At 48.0% G+C, this 18,978-nt stretch carries 16 protein-coding genes; 7 read left to right on the top strand and 9 right to left on the bottom strand.

Features of this window, described 5'->3' with window-relative positions:
* The first annotated feature begins 5 nt into the window (after positions 1 to 5).
* Positions 6 to 1,130 carry a GerAB/ArcD/ProY family transporter gene (locus Q9R46_RS23160; protein ID WP_311281964.1) on the top strand — a complete coding sequence of 375 codons (1,125 nt, stop codon included), beginning with the start codon at positions 6 to 8 and terminating at the stop codon, positions 1,128 to 1,130.
* Between the two features lie 113 nt (positions 1,131 to 1,243).
* Here Q9R46_RS23160 and bcp read toward each other — a convergent pair whose 3' ends face one another.
* The 4 genes from bcp to Q9R46_RS23180 form a co-directional block, all read right to left on the bottom strand.
* On the bottom strand, positions 1,244 to 1,714 hold the full coding sequence (gene bcp, locus Q9R46_RS23165) for a thioredoxin-dependent thiol peroxidase (RefSeq protein WP_397386409.1): 471 nt from the start codon (positions 1,712 to 1,714) through the stop codon (positions 1,244 to 1,246).
* A gap of 64 nt (positions 1,715 to 1,778) precedes the next feature.
* The gene (locus Q9R46_RS23170) at positions 1,779 to 2,564 is read right to left on the bottom strand and encodes an ABC transporter permease (protein ID WP_311281966.1); all 786 of its coding nucleotides are present in this window, start codon (positions 2,562 to 2,564) and stop codon (positions 1,779 to 1,781) included.
* Positions 2,565 to 2,568: 4 nt separating this feature from the next.
* Positions 2,569 to 3,363: an ABC transporter permease gene (locus tag Q9R46_RS23175; protein ID WP_311281967.1), complete on the bottom strand. Its 795-nt coding sequence runs from the start codon at positions 3,361 to 3,363 to the stop codon at positions 2,569 to 2,571.
* A gap of 1 nt (position 3,364) precedes the next feature.
* The gene (locus tag Q9R46_RS23180) at positions 3,365 to 4,411 is read right to left on the bottom strand and encodes an ABC transporter ATP-binding protein (protein WP_090924538.1); all 1,047 of its coding nucleotides are present in this window, start codon (positions 4,409 to 4,411) and stop codon (positions 3,365 to 3,367) included.
* A 228-nt stretch (positions 4,412 to 4,639) separates the two neighbouring features.
* Between Q9R46_RS23180 and Q9R46_RS23185 the strand changes: the two genes are divergently transcribed.
* Both Q9R46_RS23185 and Q9R46_RS23190 read left to right on the top strand, forming a co-directional pair.
* Positions 4,640 to 5,680 carry an LCP family protein gene (locus Q9R46_RS23185; protein WP_145336196.1) on the top strand — a complete coding sequence of 347 codons (1,041 nt, stop codon included), beginning with the start codon at positions 4,640 to 4,642 and terminating at the stop codon, positions 5,678 to 5,680.
* A 321-nt stretch (positions 5,681 to 6,001) separates the two neighbouring features.
* Complete coding sequence (locus tag Q9R46_RS23190) at positions 6,002 to 7,318, top strand: glutamate-1-semialdehyde 2,1-aminomutase (protein WP_311281968.1); 1,317 nt, start codon at positions 6,002 to 6,004, stop codon at positions 7,316 to 7,318.
* 889 nt (positions 7,319 to 8,207) lie between these two features.
* Here Q9R46_RS23190 and Q9R46_RS23195 read toward each other — a convergent pair.
* Positions 8,208 to 9,599, bottom strand: a complete 1,392-nt coding sequence (locus tag Q9R46_RS23195) for an aminotransferase-like domain-containing protein (RefSeq protein WP_311281969.1) — start codon at positions 9,597 to 9,599, stop codon at positions 8,208 to 8,210.
* Positions 9,600 to 9,843: 244 nt separating this feature from the next.
* On the opposite strand from Q9R46_RS23195, the gene Q9R46_RS23200 reads away from it, so the two are divergent.
* The 4 genes from Q9R46_RS23200 (at position 9,844) to Q9R46_RS23215 (ending at position 14,660) form a co-directional block, all read left to right on the top strand.
* Positions 9,844 to 10,779: a DMT family transporter gene (locus Q9R46_RS23200; RefSeq protein WP_311281970.1), complete on the top strand. Its 936-nt coding sequence runs from the start codon at positions 9,844 to 9,846 to the stop codon at positions 10,777 to 10,779.
* Positions 10,780 to 10,940: 161 nt separating this feature from the next.
* Positions 10,941 to 12,056 (top strand): GerAB/ArcD/ProY family transporter, encoded by a 1,116-nt coding sequence (locus tag Q9R46_RS23205; RefSeq protein ID WP_311281971.1) that lies wholly within the window; start codon positions 10,941 to 10,943, stop codon positions 12,054 to 12,056.
* Positions 12,031 to 13,509 carry a spore germination protein gene (locus Q9R46_RS23210; RefSeq protein ID WP_311281972.1) on the top strand — a complete coding sequence of 493 codons (1,479 nt, stop codon included), beginning with the start codon at positions 12,031 to 12,033 and terminating at the stop codon, positions 13,507 to 13,509. Before Q9R46_RS23205 ends, Q9R46_RS23210 begins: the two co-directional genes overlap by 26 nt.
* Positions 13,506 to 14,660 carry a Ger(x)C family spore germination protein gene (locus tag Q9R46_RS23215; protein ID WP_311281973.1) on the top strand — a complete coding sequence of 385 codons (1,155 nt, stop codon included), beginning with the start codon at positions 13,506 to 13,508 and terminating at the stop codon, positions 14,658 to 14,660. The genes Q9R46_RS23210 and Q9R46_RS23215 overlap by 4 nt, the downstream gene beginning before the upstream one ends.
* A 172-nt stretch (positions 14,661 to 14,832) precedes the next feature.
* On the opposite strand, the gene Q9R46_RS23220 is transcribed toward Q9R46_RS23215, so the two are convergent.
* The 4 genes from Q9R46_RS23220 to Q9R46_RS23235 all read right to left on the bottom strand — a co-directional run bounded on the left by Q9R46_RS23220 (position 14,833) and on the right by Q9R46_RS23235 (position 18,958).
* Positions 14,833 to 15,234, bottom strand: a complete 402-nt coding sequence (locus Q9R46_RS23220; RefSeq protein WP_311281974.1) for a sensory rhodopsin transducer — start codon at positions 15,232 to 15,234, stop codon at positions 14,833 to 14,835.
* A gap of 573 nt (positions 15,235 to 15,807) precedes the next feature.
* Complete coding sequence (locus Q9R46_RS23225; RefSeq protein WP_311282030.1) at positions 15,808 to 16,992, bottom strand: rhamnogalacturonan acetylesterase; 1,185 nt, start codon at positions 16,990 to 16,992, stop codon at positions 15,808 to 15,810.
* A gap of 221 nt (positions 16,993 to 17,213) precedes the next feature.
* Positions 17,214 to 18,053: a carbohydrate ABC transporter permease gene (locus Q9R46_RS23230; protein ID WP_311281975.1), complete on the bottom strand. Its 840-nt coding sequence runs from the start codon at positions 18,051 to 18,053 to the stop codon at positions 17,214 to 17,216.
* Between the two features lie 2 nt (positions 18,054 to 18,055).
* Positions 18,056 to 18,958 (bottom strand): carbohydrate ABC transporter permease, encoded by a 903-nt coding sequence (locus tag Q9R46_RS23235; RefSeq protein WP_311281976.1) that lies wholly within the window; start codon positions 18,956 to 18,958, stop codon positions 18,056 to 18,058.
* Positions 18,959 to 18,978 lie beyond the last annotated feature (20 nt).

Raw genomic sequence — 18,978 nt, forward strand, 5'->3', positions numbered from 1 at the left:
AGATCATGCTCATCAAAGAGAGACTTACCGTGCGGCAATTTGCAGTCCTTGCCTTTATGGGCATGATTGGAGATATGATGCTAATCTACCCGACATTACTTACTTACTCTGGAAGACAGGATGCCTGGATTTGCTCGATCGTCTCCCAAGGGATCGGCATGTCGATCTTATGGCTTTCCTATAAGCTGCATCAAGCTTACCCCGGACTTACACTCATCGAGATCTGTTCCAAAGCACTTGGTAAATGGATAGGTGCAATTTTGGCTGCCGCATATCTGTTTTATTTTCTGATGGGTTCAGCTATATGTATCCGTGAAGTTGGAGATTTTATGACAACCCAGGTTTATCTCCATACCCCCATTCGGGCTATCATTCTTCTTTTTGTTATAACCCTAGGTTGGTCCGCACTGAAAGGATTGGGCACGTTCGGTAAAATGGCAGAGATTCTGGCCCCCTTCGTTATGATCAGCTTGATTATCCTAATGCTTTGTTTGCTTCCCAAAATGGAAGTAGCGAACATCCAGCCTTTCTTTGATACTCCCCTGTTTTCATTTATAAGCGGGAGCGTTCGAGGGGCTACAGCTTCATATGGAGAACTCATTATCATCACCATGATTTATCCCTATATTACTCACGGCGTGCATAAGCGGCGAGACCTATTATTAGCCGCATTACTTGCAGGAATCATGCTAACCCTCATACTCCTTACCTCGCTACTTGTACTTGGGGCTGAACTGACTCAGCATAATATTTATGTATCGTATATTCTTGCACAAAAGATTAACATTGGCGGCTTCGTTCAACGAATCGAAGCCATCTCTTCGACAGCTTGGCTCGTGTCTACTTACTTTAAAACTTCGCTATACACGTTTGGATTCATTCTTGGACTTGCACAACTGTGTCGTCTCAAATCTTACCAGCCGTTAATTCTGCCAACGATGCTCTTATTATTCGGTATGGCTATTGTGATTTCGCCGGATGTCCTCTTCTACACCCTCGGCATCATGTACGCCTGGTTCGATTGGGATTTTACGGTCAGTATTGTCATTCCAGCTTTCCTACTACTGATTCACCTTATAAAAGGTCGATTTAAACAACGTAATAATGCAAGTACTCTTTCGCAGAAATAAACAGGCTACATCTCAATGGGAGTGGTGTCCATAGATGTAGCCTGTTTATTATTTTTGACCATACACGCTTCGTGCATGGCTCGTTTTATTTTCACAAGATCGGAACCGATGGATTACAGCCCTTTTACCGTCTCCAATGCCTCTTCGATATGTCCCTTCACACGTACCTTCGTCCATTGTTTAATCAGCTTGCCCTCTTCATCCAGCAGGAAGGTGGAACGCACAATGCCCATGTACTCCTTGCCGTACATCTTCTTCAGCTGCCATGCGCCAAACTGCTTGGCAACCGTGTGCTCTTCATCCGATAACAGGATAAAAGGTAATCCGTATTTGGCAATAAACTTATCATGTTGCTTCATCGGATCAGTGCTGATTCCCAGGATGACTGTATTCAGCCCTTGAAAATCCTCATGTCGATCCCGAAAGTCACAGGCTTGTTGCGTGCAAGACGACGTCATATCTTTCGGATAAAAGTAAATCAGAACTCGCTTGCCGCGAAAATCAGACAGCTTCACAGACTCACCCGTGCTTGATGGCAATTCAAAATCCGGAACTTGTACACCTTCTGTTAAAGTCATTTTCATGTCCTCCTTGGAATTCAAGTTATATGATCCTTCAGATTTGCGTGAAGTAATCCTGTAAGCAGGATCAAGACCCCGCTCCCCGATACCGCTTCACACCGAAGTTCCACAGGGTAAGCCCAATCGTTGCAAAGACAAGCCCCATGACCGGAGTGAGCAAAGCCATCCGATGCATCTCCGCTCGATCAAGGAACAGTGCTGCCGGATAGATGCCAACAAAGGCAAACGGGATGATCCAGGTGAGCAGCACCTGAATGGCTCTGTTATAGATCGTTACCGGATAGCGACCGTATCCTTGGATATTGTACATTAGCGGCAAAATCCCTGTCGGTGCATCCGAGTAAAAGGATAGTGACGTCAATGTGGTATAGATGCCTGCATAGATTAGCACTGAACTTAGTGCCAATATAATCAATGCAGGGATGTGCCACCATTCCAGTACAAGCCCCATCTCTGCTCCACTGATGGTCATAATGATTAACCCGATGAACGAACCTACAAGGGAGGGCGGGTCTACGTTTTCCAGCAGAATCTGAAACAGGTTGTGTGCCGGTCTTGTCAGAATGCGATCCATCTCACCTTTGACAATGTAACGCTCGCTGAACCCCCACAGGTTGATAAAACAGCTAAAGATGCCGTACGGCACCATAAAGTACCCGTAAACAAACAACACTTCCGCCTCACTCCAGCCACCAAGGCTATCTGTATGCCGGAAAACGACAAAGATAAAGATCAGATTGGTCGCCTGAAACAGCAGATCCGAGATAATCTCAACCCAGAAGTCGGCTCGGTATGTCAGACGTGTCTTCATGTAATTTTTCAAATATTCCCAGATTAGACCCATATAGTACATTCGCTCATCCCCCTTGCACGAACAGACGCTTGCGCGCCTGCCGCCAGATTAGCACCATGGGTATAAGCAGCAGGACAAACCAGAGCACCTGAATCCCGAGTACATTCCAAATGCCCGTGCCTTCCACTCTGCCAGTGAAGACCGAACCGGGCAGATACGTGATCGCCTGAAACGGTAGCACCTTCATAATTGTGGACAACCAGTCCGGGTACAAACTGATTGGAATGATCAGGCCCGAAAACAGATCGACGACCACACGTTTCATGCGCATCATGCCTTCGTTATTTTCCACAAAAAACGCCGCCAGTCCCGTAATGACATTAATCTGGGAATTAATGATGAAGCTGAAGAACAGCATGACGAGAAAACCGATCCATGCCGAAGGCGCTGTTGGAAGCTCCACCGGGAACAGCAGGATGGCAATAATCATGCCCGGAATCATGAGCAGCAAGAAGCGGAAAATACCTTCGCCAAGCCCCTGCATCATTTTGACCATCACATAGTTAATCGGCCGGATAAACTGAATCGCAATGGAGCCATCCCGAATGTCCGCGGCAATTTCCCGGTCCAGATTGTTAAAGTAAAACGCACGCGCCATCCAAGAGACGGCAACATACGTTGTCATCTGTGCTGCCGTGAATCCGCCAATCTCTCCGCTGTTGCCATAAATAGCTTGCCACGTAAAGTAATACACGCCAATATTCAGCGTATATATCAAAATGCCGGAATAATAATTCACCCGATACGCGAGCATCGTCAGAAAACGAATGCGCATAAAATCGATAAATGCACTGTTCATCTTAGGTAGCACCTACCGCTTCTTTATCTGCGGACACGATCTCCGGGCGTTCGGCAGAACCAGACTGGTAGATGCTGCGCACAATCTCATCCGTGTTGGTCTCAATGATCTGAATATCCGTAATATCTGCCTGTCCCACCACACGTGCCAGTACATCGGAAACGTTCAGCTCCAGCGGAATCCACACCGAAGCAGACAACTCATTCTCTACGGTCCACCGCACAGGCATCGCCGCTGTCCATTCCTGCATCTGAGTCATCGTGTGACCTGTACCGAATTTGAACCGAACCTCACGCTCCGTGCCCCACTGGGATTTGAGGTGATCCAGTCCTCCATCATAGATGATACTTCCCGCATCCAGCATGATGACACGCGAACACAAAGCTTCGATATCCTGCAAGTCATGTGTCGTAAGCAGGATGGTTGTACCATGCTGCTCATTCATGTCTTTCAGGAATTCGCGGATTTCCGACTTCACCACGATATCCAGACCAATGGTCGGTTCATCCAGGAACACAATGCCTGGATTGTGCAGTAAGGCCGCCACCAGTTCACAGCGCATCCGCTGACCGAGACTGAGCTTACGCACCGGGCGACTGAGCAGTTCCTGCAATTGCAGACGCTCGACCAGCTCGTCCAGCCGTTTGCGGAAGTCCTGCTCCCCAACACGATATACTTTGCGTAGGAGATGAAAAGATTCAATGACACCGATATCCCACCATAACTGGCTACGTTGTCCAAACACTACACCAATATTTTTGACAAACTTCTCCCGTTCCTGATACGGAACATACCCACCTACCGATAAATGCCCGGATGTAGGCACCAAAATGCCGGTCAACATCTTGATCGTTGTTGATTTGCCGGCACCGTTCTCTCCAATATATCCGCAGATTTCACCTTGCGGTATTTGAAATGAAATATCATTCACAGCCAATACTTCCTGGTATTGACGTTTGAACAGATCCTGAAACGCGCCCTTCAGCCCACCTCGGCTTTTCTGGACGTTAAACGACTTTCGCAAATCTTTTACATCAATCGCCAGCATGTTTATACCTCACTTGGATTTTGTTGAAATTGCTTGTAGCCCAAAAAGAAATTATAATAGTAACAGTCAAAATTCAGCAAGCTTTAAAAAATAGTTCGAAGTGGCCTCCTCTGCCTTGAGCTTCGGAGGGGAAGCGAACGGAAAGCTTCGACTTATACGCTAACTCAACGCAACTTTACATGTACTGAAATCGTTTATTTTTTATCTCAAATACAAAGGAGCGCTAGCATGACCAGAAAGACGAAGAGAACCCTATGGATCTCTCTTGCCGCCTTCGTGTTAATTGTTGGAGGGGCAGTGGCCTACTATTTCGGTTCTATTCTTAATCAGTTGGATGGATTGCAGAAGAAAGGCGAGGATTCGCCATTTGCCAATATTGAAAATGTAGAGAAAGTGAAGACACCCGACCCTCCGAAATGGGAAGGTACCGAGACCGTGAACATATTGGTTATGGGTGTTGATGCCCGCGGTCTGAAAAAGGGTGAAGTGCCCCGTTCCGACAGCATGATGGTGGTATCACTTGACCCGCTGACCAAAAAAATCAATCTCTTCTCCATTCTGCGGGACACTTACATCAATATCGACGGATATGGTAAAGATCGCATTAACACCGCGATTACCCACGGTCCGAACGTAGCGATGGAAGCCGCAAGTGACTTGCTCGGTATCCCTGTTCAATATTATGTGTATACCGATTTCCAGGGATTCATCAAACTTGTCGATGCGGTTGGCGGTGTAGACTTTGATGTCGAGAAGGACATGCATTATGTGAGTAAAGCCGACAACAATGAGTACGATATTGATCTGAAAAAAGGCTACCAGCATCTCGACGGTAAAACAGCCTTGATGTATGTTCGTTTCCGTCATGATGCGATGTCCGACTTCGCACGTTCGGAACGTCAGCGGGAGCTGCTCAAAGCCGTGACGGCCAAAATGCAGTCCACAACAACGATTGCCAAACTACCTTCCATTCTGGAACAAGTTAGCCCGTATGTAGATACCAACCTGACGCTTTCCGACATGTGGAAGCTGGGCGGGCTTGGTTACCAGAGCAGTATGAATGGCAGTGAGCAAGTTCCACCAATGAACCTGTTGAAAGAAGAACGCACACCTGGCGGTGCACAAGTCTTGACGGTGACCAGTGAAGAAAAGTTGAAACAGCATGTTCAAGACATCATTCACCCGCCAGCCAAGACGGAAGACGAAAAAGCCAAAGAAGACAAGACGGCTAGCGGTAATGAGAAAAACACGCAGCAACCGGCAGAGTAAATGAGCCCGGAGAGACGGAGTACTAGTTATGCATCTATGCCATAACGTAGGTCTGACCTAACTAGGTAAATAGTTGATTGGATTAAACATCAATTCGTGCGGCAGTAAAAGTCACGGTGCACGGTTACTCGTTAAATGATATGTAGCCTGTGACTATAAAACATGCCATTTATAACATAGCGATCATCTCATTCATTCTCAGAAGGGCAGCCGACATGCTGCCCTTTCGCTATGCCTGTACGCCAAAGTATGCGAAAATAATCATATCATGCCTTTGTTTTGCTGGTTTAAACTAATGGAATTACGAAAGGAAGTTATCTCATGAATACACGTACGAACTCGGAGTTGTTATATAAAGAAGCCCTGGAGCATATTGTAGGCGGCGTAAACAGCCCTTCTCGCTCATTCAAAGCGGTGGGCGGCGGGGCACCCGTTTTTATGAAAAAAGCGCAAGGTGCTCACTTCTGGGATGTTGACGACAACAAGTATATCGATTATCTCGCGGCATACGGCCCGATTGTGACTGGACATGCCCACCCTCATATTACCAAAGCCATCACGGAAGCTGCCGCAAATGGTGTCCTGTACGGTACGCCAACGGAGCTTGAGATTAAGCTTGCCAAAATGCTCAAAGAAGCGATCCCGTCCATGGACAAGGTTCGTTTTGTAAACTCCGGTACGGAGGCCGTGATGACGACGATTCGCGTAGCTCGCGCATATACGAAACGGAATAAAATCGTGAAATTTGCCGGATGTTATCATGGTCACTCCGACCTCGTGCTGGTTGCCGCTGGCTCAGGCCCGTCTACGCTTGGCATTCCCGACAGCGCAGGTATCCCGACCAGCATTGCTCATGAAGTCATTACCGTTCCATATAACGACCTGGGTGGTCTGAAGGAAGCGCTCGAACGCTGGGGTGATGATGTAGCTGCCGTTATGGTGGAGCCGATTGTCGGTAACTTCGGCATGGTTATGCCAGAGCCCGGCTTCCTGGAAGGCCTCTGTGCGATGACACGCGCGAACGGTTCACTCGTTATTTATGACGAGGTTATTACCGCCTTCCGCTTCCACTACGGTTCCACGCAGACGTACACCGGATTAAGCAATCACGCGGAGATCGAACCAGACCTTACTGCACTTGGAAAAATCATTGGCGGCGGCTTGCCGATCGGTGCCTACGGCGGACGTAAACATGTCATGGAGCAGGTTGCTCCGCTCGGACCGGCGTATCAGGCCGGAACAATGGCAGGAAATCCGGCCTCCATCTCTGCGGGGATCGCTTGTCTTGAAGTGCTGCAAGGTGCTGGCGTATATGAAGAGATGGAACGTCTCGCCATCGATTTGACGGCTGGCTTGCAATCTTCCGCGGACCGTCACGGCATTGATCTGACGATCAACCGCATTCGTGGTGCATTCTCCACGCATTTCTGCAATCATCCGGTGACGAACTATGATCACGCACAAGACACGGACGGTGAACGCTTCGCGTCCTTCTTCCGCCACATGTTAAACCGCGGTATCAATCTGGCTCCTTCGAAGTATGAGGCCTGGTTCCTGACCACCGCTCATACGGACGAAGACATTGCTGTCACGCTCGAAGCGGCTGAAGCTTCCTTTAAAGCAATGGCACAGGAGTAAGAGCCGGAGCCATCGGGTAGCGCACTGGATAAAGCGTAGAGTTATGGGTTAGTGCATTGGGGTAAAGCGTAAAAGTACATTGTATAACACTGTTGGTTTGAGCATAGCGTATGCGTATAGCACTGGTTAGTTCATGGCATTAATGCTGAGCCTTCGAGTAGCGCATAGAATATCGGTAGAACTGAGAAATGGTCAAAAGAGTAGCGACAAAGAAAGAGAGAAAGCCTAGCCCTCTGGGCTAGGTCTTTTTATGCTGAAAAAAGCTGTAACTCTGTGTACACACCTCGCCATTATCAACCAAACATAACCGCTTTAACTCGTACTTGGTGCAGTCGGCTAATACTCTCACTTTGACTCGTACGTTGAATGCACCTTGAGTGCACGTTGAGTGCACGTTGAGTGCACGTTGAATTGCTAATCAGTCATTACTCTCGCTTTTCAACCTGATGAGCACACTATTCATCAATATCATTTCCCTCCATACTGCCGAAATTCTAACGATCACAGGAAGCCCTATTTTCTGCTTTTTGATCGATTTTGAAATCTAACGATCACAGGAAACGTTATTTTGCAAAATGGAGCCCCATTGCCTCCTCAAAGAGCGATTTTGGACTAAATAGCGTCGCTGGTGATCGTTAGAATATGGATTGGCTGAAAACATGCTAAATAAGGCTTCTCAGGATCGTTAGAATTTTCCGTCCTAAAATACGGGATTATGCAAGGCCGCAATCTCATACAATCCGGCAATACCTCGCCTTTACCCCATCATCCCAATAATGTTTTGGAGATGATTTCATCTCAGGTGCGATGATAGCCCCCACCTAATACTCACGTTTCGCGACATAATTTAAATTCAAGATAGACCAGCCCGTTAAAGGCTGGTCTATCTTCACGTTGCAGATCTGATCTGCAATCTCAGTATCTCCTCCCGGATGATCTGCATCCCCTCTGCAATACGCTGTTTCGGAACATTGGAGATGTTCAGTCGCAACATCTGATCCGTATAGGCATGGTACGTCCCTTCGGGATAATATCGTTCTGTTGTATCGGCAATAATTCCGCGGCTCTGTAAACGGGATAGTAAGGTGCGGACAGGTATATTCCCTGGCAGAGGGAGGGCGGTATGCTCCCCGCCGTTTCGTGGCGCAGCGCGAAATGGCTCGAAATCGGAATATGCCGCCAGCTGTTCATGCATAACTTCCATTCGCGCGGCATAGCGGCTGCGAATGATTTTGCGATGGTGGGCAAACATTCCGCTATGAATGTACACTTCCAGCGCAGCTTGAGACAGCAGTGAGGTGTCGATATCCAGCATTCTTTTCATTGAACCGAAAGAGGCAATCAAGGCTACGGGCAGTACAGCTACACCCATACGAATTCCAGGGAACAGAATCTTGGAATAACTTTTCAGATAAATAACGCGGTCATGCGTATCATAAGCCCACAAAGGATCTTGTCTCGCATTGTCCTCCAAATCGGCCAGATAGTCGTCTTCGACCAGATAAACATCATATCGCTCGGCAAGCCGAAGAAGTCTTTTCTTTTCCGCCGCCTTCATGGAAGTCCCGATGGGATTGTGGAACCGTGGGATCACATAGAAAAACTTGATATCCCCCTCCGCAAACTGGCGTTCAAGCGAATCCCAGTCCAGCCCTTTCTCCAGCGTTCTTCGTACACCCGCAATAGGCACGTTCAGACTTTCCAGCAAGGTAGGCATATTGTGATATGTAGGTAGTTCCACCATGACTTTGGTTTTTCCACCGGGAAAGGGCATCAAGGCCAGCGCCGCAAGCGCCTGCTGCACGCCCGATGTGATGAAAAACTGTTCCGCTCGCGCAAATACCTGATAATCCGCAAACTGTTTCTGTAAAAGAGCAATCAACGAAGGCAACCCTTGCTGTGTGCCGTATAAAAAAAGCTCGTCTTGCTTCTGTTTCATCGCCACCTCCACGCAATGCCGAAAATCCGCATAAGGAAACACCCTTGGATCAGGAGCCGCAGATGCAAAATCCAGCGGCTCCTGCCAGTCCATATCCTGTACACCTAATCCATTCTGTACGGCATAATAACCGGATTGGGGTACCGCGTACACCAAATGCCGCTGTTCCAACCATTCATACGCTCGAATCGCTGTGCTCACACTGCATTGATATTGTTCTGCCACACGGCGAACCGCTGGCAATCTTATTCCTTTGTCATCCCACTGGCGGCTCCCCTGCTGAACCATTTGCTCCTGTATCCACTGTTGCAATGCATGAGCGATTACCTCGTATTTTTTCACCCCATCCACTCCTTCTCCGCAAAATTGTACCGGTACAATCACTTCTTTTCTGTATTGTAGCACAGCGGAAGTAGAAGTATATTAAATAAGGCTAATATGTTCCATCGCTTGATAGGTAATCAGTAAATCGAGTTCATCGGAATTTACGTTGAGTTACCTTAACTCAATTTTGTGTTGACCTGAATTATTAAGCATACGTTCCGAAACGATATCGGACTATATCGCATTACTGGAGGGAAAAGGAATGAATACTACACGTAACCGAACCTACGCTTATATTGCAGCTGTTGTTTACGCCGCCATTATCGGACTATCTTTTTTATTTGTTAAAATGACCGTTACTATTGCTCATCCCCTCGATGTGCTCGCACACCGCTTCGCTCTGTCACTCATTGTGGTCAGCATTCCTGTGCTGTTCGGCTGGATTAAAATCAATCTACGTATAGCCGACCTGTGGCGAATCATTCCGCTAGGACTACTCTCGCCTGTGCTCTTCTTTGCCTTTCAAGCCTTCGGACTGGTAACCTCCAATTCTTCGGAAGCAGGAATTATTCAGGCGATGGTTCCTGTATTTACCCTTGTTCTGGCCTCCGTCTTTCTGAAGGAACGTACATCTATTGTGCAAAAAATGTCTCTGCTCCTTTCTGTCGCTGGCGTCATCTTTATCTTTGCCATGAAAGGTAGCGGCATGTCGATGAGTAATATGCAAGGCATAGTGCTACTGGTTCTATCAGCCATCAGTTTTGCAGGATACGGGGTACTGGCCAGACCACTTACTCGGCAATATAAACCGCTGGAACTGACCTGGGTGACCTTAATGGTAGGGTGTGTTGTGTTTAATGCGATTGCACTAATACGCCATGCATTTACGGGCTCAATGGCTGATTATGTTCAACCACTTGGAGATCTGTCCTACCTGAGTGCACTCGCTTATCTGGCTATCTTATCTACCATGGTATCCACCCTGCTGTCCAGCTACGCCTTGACTCATCTGGAGGCTTCACGTGTCAGTGTGTTCAGTAATCTGTCTACACTCATTTCCATCGCAGGCGGTGCACTGATTCTACATGAGCCTGTTCAGAGTTATCACTATGTAGGTGCGATCCTGATCATCATCGGTGTACTTGGCACCAACATGAGTGGTCGCAAACGTGAGCTGGTCAGTCATGCCAAAGCATGATACCCGTCATGCCAGAAACACCGCAAAAGGAACAATGCTCGAAATGCGTAAGGCGATGACTGTACGGTATTTCGATTTGATGATATACAGATCCTGTATGAAGCTTACCAAACACGTTAACACTGCTGAGGATACTCTACTCTGAAAGGGAGTTCCTCAGCATGAAGCGTACACAACCTTCGTTCTTGCAAGCCATGATGTTAATCATGTTATCCGTAGGCCTTATCAACCATGTATTAATTATTCCATCTCTTCTGAGTGCAGCCAAAAGGGACTCGTGGATTTCCGTGCTTTTATCGACCGGACCGCTGGTTCTTTTTGCATGTATGCTTGCTTTTGTCTCCCGCTTCTTACAACATCAAAATCTGCATGATTGGCTGTCTTCCCATCTTGGTAAACCCGTGGGTTTGCTACTGCGGGTGGGAAACAGTCTCTTTTTTCTATGTACCATCTACTTTACGTTACGTGATACCACCACTTGGGCCAAAACGAACTATCTGACCGAAACGCCTGTGATCGCTACAACGATCGCACTCATGACTTTATGCGGATATGCTGCCTATAAGGGTATGCGTTCGCTTGCCTTTACAGCCGGACTGATTCTGCCGCTTGTCGTGCTACTCGGTTTCTATGTTGCGATTGTCAATTCCCCGTACAAAGATTACAGCCGGATGTTGCCTGTGTTGGAGCATGGATGGTCACCTGTAATTCATGGCATGGTGTACTGTCTCGCGGGCATGTTTGAACTGCTCTTCCTCTGGTACATTCAGCCTCACCTTGCCAATCGTATCAAGCTACGGCAGTATCTGATGCTTGCGCTTATTATTATTGGTTTGACCGCAGGCCCGCTCATCGGGGCAATTGTAGAGTTTAATCCGAACGAAGCGGCCAAAATGAGGTATCCGGCCTTCGAAGAGTGGCGCATCGCCTCCTTGGGCAAATATATTGCGCAGACCGATTTCTTTTCCATCTATCAGTGGCTCGCAGGTTCATTCACCCGGATTAGTCTGGCCATGTATATTGTGGTAGAAATTTGGAATATTAAGAGCACTTCCAGAAGGATGGTCACTTGTGCGTCTTTGGCTGTATTTTTTATTCTATCCATGCTATATCCTCTGGACGATATGACTTTCGTGAAAATTTTGGTTGATTACATCTTTCCATATAATCTCGTGTATCTGAGCGGATTTGCGGTTCTGGCAACGATCGTTGCCTTCATCCATTCACGCCAGCAGAGGAGGAAACAACACCATGGAGAAGGAGATACACCCGATTGACACAACATCCTATGAGACCCTGCTTGCCTCCCTGAGAAAAAAATTTGAATCCTGCGCCGATGTGGTCATTCAGACATTTTCTGCCCAAGATGAGACTGTTCGTTCTGTCATTCTGCTCTATTGCGACGGGCTGGTGGACAGTAAACAAATCAATCAATTTATCATTCCACGGTTAGAAAAACATACATTGATTTTGGAAGAGGCTGTACCCAAGGAGCTTGGGTTAACCCTGAAACCCATAGATGATATTTCCGATCTCCAAAACATAAACATGCTTCTGTTTAGCGGGCAGCTTCTACTTATTTTTGAAAATGGTGTACAGGCTTGCAGTCTGGATATTGCCAATATTCCGGGACGCACCCCAGAAGAGTCTGCCATCGAGACATCCGTAAAAGGACCGCGCGACGGTTTCACCGAAGAGCTGTCCACGAACATCGCCTTGGTTCGCAAACGATTGAAAACATCATCCATGTGTTATGAGAAAATTATAAAAGGAGACCGCACACAGACAACGATCGGTCTCTTATATGTAAGAGATATAATTAACCCCGAAATTCTAGAGACTGCTCGTAGCAATCTGAATCAGATTAACGTCGACGGAATCATGGGCACCTCCATCATGGAACGTGCCGTCATGGGAGGCGTACGAAGCATCTTTCCGCTCACGGATAACTCCGAACGTCCAGACTACGTTGCCGACTCTTTAATTAACGGACGTTTTGCCGTACTCACGGATGGGTCGCCGGTAGCCGTCATTGCACCCACAACCCTCTTCAACCAGTTGAAATCACCTGAAGACGAGAGCACTCCCTTTTTCATCGTGACCTTTGAACGGATATTACGGGTTGCCGGGCTGCTCATTGCCTGTTTTTTTCCCGCCTTCTACATCGGTCTGACCAGCTTTAATCTGGAACAGATTCCGTTGCCGCTGCTTGCAACCATTGCAGGAACACGAATGGGATTGCCCATGCCGGTTACCCTTGAAGCTTTTCTGATGATTTTCATGTTTGAATTGTTCAATGAAGCTGGCCGCAGGCTGCCACGTGCTTTGGGACAGACCGTCAGTGTGGTTGGTGGCTTAATTATCGGGGACGCAGCCATTCGAGCCGGAATTACATCCCCGACCATTATTGTCACCGTGGCCATCTCCGTCATTTCCAGCTATATTCTGGTGAACACGGTGCTTGGAGGAGCCACTTCCCAAGTCCGCATTGGGATGTTAATTGCTTCTTCTGTTTTGGGCTTATTTGGGTTTATGGTTGCCTTGTTCGCTTTATTAGTTCATCTCGTATCTCTGGAGTGTTACGGGGTATCCTACCTCTCCCCAGTGTCGCCGTATATTCCGGGAGACTTCTCAAAAGCCGTATCGATGCCGCCATCCATGACACGTACCAAACGCCCGGCTGCATTACGTACGCAGGACTCTACCCGTCACAAGAATAAACCAAAATGAGATGGGCTTGGATAAGTAGTATACTTGCAGCTTGTGTCATGCTGCTGACGGGATGCTGGGATTCCAAGGAAGTGCAGAGCATTAACTTTATTACTGCGATTGGCATCGATTACGCGGATAATCAGTATACAACCTATGCGCAGTTGATCGATTTTTCCAGCATTGCCAAACAGGAAGGGCCAACCCCAAGGGAAGGCAGTCAAATCTGGATCGGCCAAGGCACAGGTACAACGTTAAGTATGGCGATCAACAATCTGTATGAGACATCACAGCAGCAAACGTTGTGGACTCATGTAAAAGCGATTGTGTTATCCCAAAACGCGCTCGAAGGAAGACTGGAGGATATTTTTAATACACTGCTCCATTCCGGGCAACTGCGATACACACCGTGGATCTATGCGACGGAACAAGATATGTCTACGTTGCTCTCTCCATCCGCGATTCTAAACCAGTCGGCGCAAACGATTGAGTTATTTGAACCGATGAAACTATACAAGCAACATTCCAAGTATGAGCCTGTTCGCCTGCATCAACTGCTGGATTCTCTGAGAGAACCTGCATCAGTAGTGCTGTTGCCTTCCGTTTCTACGAAAAATCAAACATGGCATAACGGTGAGAAGAACCCGCCGCTGATTCAAATGGATGGATTTTACGTCGTGAGTAATGGCAAAAGTCAAGGAAAAGTCTCGGGAGCCGAAGCCGACGGCACACGTTATGTGAATTACGACCATGTGTACCAATATCCGCTGTACGTTCATGGGAATCACGGAAGTACCCCTGACCTTACATTGACTCTTCACAAACCTAAAACGCATATAAAAGCGAGAAAAAGCACCGACGGTATCACTTTTGATCTGTTCACTTCGGTGAAAGGTACCATTGCCGAGGATCATGGCTCCATCCGTTCTCCCCATGTTATGGAACAAGAGGCAAGCAAACAGATGGAAGCTCAAATCCGTACGACATTTGCCAAAACCAAAGCACGCAAAGTGGATTCTTTTGGTCTTGTGGAGCACCTCTACCGGCACAATCTCGATTGGTGGAAAGAAGAGGTTGCCCAGCAGGATGAACCCCTTGAACGTATTCAGCTCGGCAAAGTTGAAGTCAACGTAAAGATTCTGAATGCCAGTACGTATAAATACGGGGAATAAAGCGAGGAGAAAAAGGCGCCTGTAATCTGCATCGCATCTGATGTAGATTACAGGCCTTTTGGTTCCATTAACTTTGACTAATGGGGCCGATCCATACTGCTGCGTACTGCTGCTCCATTCGTTAGATTTACCTCCCGTAGTTGGCGTCTCATGACGTCAATTTTACGTAGACCTACGCTTCCGCGATTGGGTATGCCATGACACTCATTAATGCCAGTTCGGGTTGGGTTGTGTCCAGACGGCTGTACTGAATGATGACGGGTACATTACTTGCTACCGTGATTGCATATGGTACGCCTGAAGGAATGGCTTCTTCGCGAGAACGGAGTGATGTCGTGCGAATGTGCTTCGTTCTTCGAGCCGGGACTTCGGCATGCAGATGTTCCAGTGGCTCTCGATCTTCAAAAAATATCGTAATTTCCAGTGTTGCATCTTCACTACCCGTGTTTAATACACAGATACTCTCGTGGCTCTCCAGCGCGCCTGAGCTATCTGGAGGAATATAACCATCAGGAATAACCCAGTAGGTATGACCGTGGATTGTGGATTTTGGGATGCTTGTGTGGTTTGGCATGATTCTCCTCCTTTGGCTTATTGCGAAGGTGATGTGAGTTAAAACCATCTTTGTGGCTCGCGGGCGGACGCTCGGTGCGCGGATCGGCTTTCGGGCCACTCATTGGTCCGGGATTTCTTCTATCCCCCTCCAAGGGGGAAATCCCGTGCCAAACGCGGGCGCTTCGCTCGTTACTTCGCGATACGCCCTGAAAATTAAAACCTTCGGTGGCTCGCGGGCGGACGCTCGGTGCGCGGATCGGCTTTCGGGCCACTCATTGGTCCGGGATTTCTTCTATTCCCCTCCAAGGGGGAAATCCCGTGCCAAACGCGGGCGCTTCGCTCCCTTTTCCCGATTCCGCCCCCCTCGCTGCCTCGCTCACACTCTACTGCTTTTAAAAGGCATGGCCTTCGCTTCGTTGGGCCATTTTTTTGCGCTCGTTGCTTCGCTCGACTCGCGTTTTATCTTTCAACAGTTGCAGTTCAAGTTAACTCTCAGACGCACAGGACTTAAAATCCTGCGGTATCAAATCTCAGTAACTTAAAAATTAGAACCTCACCAAAACAGTTTGTTCCTTACCTGCTACTTTTGCTCTTATCTGAGGTACATCTGCAATGGTTGCAAATGCATCTCGCGGATGGCTTCGGTCACCTGCTCTGCCAAGCGGCGGGCACCTCGCTCCTGAAAATGTGTGTTATCTTCCATCCCTGTGGGGAAGTTGATATATTCGCCGGGTAGCACCCACATAAAATCATCTTTGGTGCCTTCTTCACCCGCCTGCTCAAACATCAGGCGGCTGCGTTCAGCGAGATCGATTAGAGGCACCTCTTCATCTGCCGCAAGTTGACGCACGGCGGTAATATAATCGCCGTGTGTATCGGTCAATGTGCCATCTTCCGCAAAGTATCGGCGATGCACAGGCGTGATCAGCACCGGACGTGCCTTAGCCTCGCGTGCGGCATCGATATATTTTTTCAAATACTGCTTATAGGTAGTGAAAGGATCTGTCCCTCGTTCAGGGTCAGGCTTCTCATCATTATGTCCAAACTGAATGAATAAAAAGTCATCCGGCTTCATTCGCTTCATGATCGCATCCAAGCGGCCTTCATGAATAAAACTACGGGAACTTCGCCCTGACTGTGCATGGTTATCCACGGCCACGTCATGTTTGAACTGTGCAGGCAGTAATTGTCCCCAGCCGCAATACGGGTATCCGCTCTCTGGCTGATCTGTTACCGTTGAATCCCCCGCGAGAAACACGGTCATCGTTTGATTGGCCAGCGTTATTTCCAGTGCATTGATCCGAGGTGCAGATCCCGAGAAGGTGAGGCGAAGTTCCCCCCCGCGAACCACAACGGCAAACCGCATTTCTGCGCATTGCCCGGCCACCGTGCGAATCGTGGGTAACATCAGACGTCCTTCTCCCGCTTTGACACGCGTGATTGTATCGGCAAGCGCATCTCCGGCGATCAGTAGCACCTGATACGTTCCGTTGGGTACATCGACGATAAACGATGCCTTAAGCGGGATGCAAAAGCTGGAACGCAAGCGGGCAGACATTGTTGCCTGCCCTTGCGGAGGATAAGCCCTTTTTGAAGAAGGCGACCCAGCTTCCTGCTCTTCAACCCGCTGCCTTTCATACACCAGCGAACCTGGTTCGAATCCGAATCCTTGGCTCTCATCGTATATCGTTTTAGACGAAACAGCCACATAGTCATCTGCTTTTCTTACATTCGTATGGATGCCTTCTTCGTAAGCTTCCTTATCGGGATTCCTCATGTTTAAAGTGGATTCCGATATGATTTCTGATCTATGATCCGATTGAGCTTTAATAGGGCCAAAACTAAACTTCCACGAGGCACTCTTTTGATCAACTTGTTCTATTTGTTCTGTATGTTCTGCGTTTTCCAAGTCTGCTGCATCCACTAATTTTTCTCCTCCACGTATTCTTATTAGTTTGATGCGACCTTGATTTGGGAATGTTCCTATATCTCGCCTCGTTACCCCTTCAAACCACTCGTGCTCATGCCTTGCACAATCTGTTTCTGGAAGATGAAGAATACAGCCACGACCGGCACCAGACTGACAATCGACATCGCGAACATCGCGCCCCAGTTGGAGGCAGATTCACTATCGAGGAACATCTTGAGCGCCATCGATACCGTATACTTGTCAGGCGAGTTCAGATACAGCACCGGTCCAAGCAAGTCTTCCCATCTCCAGTAAAAGGAGAAGATTGCCGCTGTTGCCAGCGAAGATTTGATCAGTGGCATGATAATCTGGATATAGAGCCTGAATTTGTTACAACCATCAATGGTCGCAGCCTCATCCAGTTCTTTCGGAATCGTGCGAATAAACTGAACCATCAGGAAGATGAAAAACGGCATTCCGAAGAATGTAGGTACAACAATCGGCAGAATCGTGTTCAGCCAGCCCAGCTTGGTAAAGATAATATACTGCGGAACCAGTACGACGTCATGCGGCAACATCAGCGTAAGCATCATCAGCGAGAACCAGAAGGTACGCCCTTTGAAATTCAGTCTGGCAAAACCAAACGCGATTAGGGACGAGGACAGCACTGCCCCAATCGTAGAGATCACCACTATGATCAGTGAATTGGTGATGTAATCCATAAACGGCCGTCCAGCCGTTCCTTTCCAGCCATCCATATAGTTTGACCAGATCCATTCGGTAGGAAACAGGCTTTCAGCCGTTACAAAAATCGTGCGACTCTCCTTGAAAGAACTGAATAACATCCACAGCACCGGGTAGAGCATCAGGAGGGCAAGTGCGGCAACGAACAGATGATAGATGGGCCATTTTACATTTCTCCACACCATGATTACTTCCCTCCTTCAGATTCATAGAATACCCAGAACTTGGATGTCAGGAACACAGCCGCTGTAAGCACACCAATCATGATCAACATGACCCAAGCCATGGCAGAAGCATAACCCATGTTGTTAAACATAAATGCCTGGCGGAACAGATATAACGAATAGAGCATCGTTCCGTCCATCGGGCCACCCTCCCCTTTGGAGATGATGTACGCAGGTACGAAGGTCATAAATGCACCGATCGTCTGCATGACCAGATTGAACAGCACGATTGGACTGAGCAATGGCAACGTAATGCTGAAAAATTTCCGAACCGGATTCGCGCCATCCACCCCTGCAGCCTCATACATCTCGGGAGAGATGTTTTTGAGTCCTGCCAGGAAGATCAGCATCGACGAACCGAATTGCCATACGGACAGGGAGATCAGCATCACAAGCGCCGCATCCGGGTCACCGAACCAACTGATCGGCCCAATGCCGATGGCGGTCATCGCACTGTTAATGACGCCTTCGTTACTGAACAGGTTACGCCACATAATGGATACGGCCACGCTGCCGCCGATGATGGAAGGCAGATAGTACAATGTACGATACGTTCCCACCATACGAGAGCCCGTGTTCAGAATCATTGCGACAAAGAGGGCAAAGATCAGCCTTAACGGCACCCCGATGAATACATATAAAAACGTAACCTTAACCGAATTCCAGTATTTCGGATCATCAAAAAACATCTTGGTATAGTTGTCCATCCCGATCCATTTGGGAGAGGTGAACAAGTTATAACTCGTAAACGACATGTAGAGGGAAACAAACATCGGGATGAGCGTGAATCCCAGGAAACCAATAATAAATGGGCTGATAAAAGCATACCCCGTCAAGTTTCTGCGCAATGAAGAATACTGCCTCAATGGGAACGTACCTCCTTCAT

Source organism: Paenibacillus sp. RRE4 (assembly GCF_031844205.1).
In the GTDB taxonomy this organism is placed as follows: domain Bacteria; phylum Bacillota; class Bacilli; order Paenibacillales; family Paenibacillaceae; genus Paenibacillus; species Paenibacillus xylanexedens_B.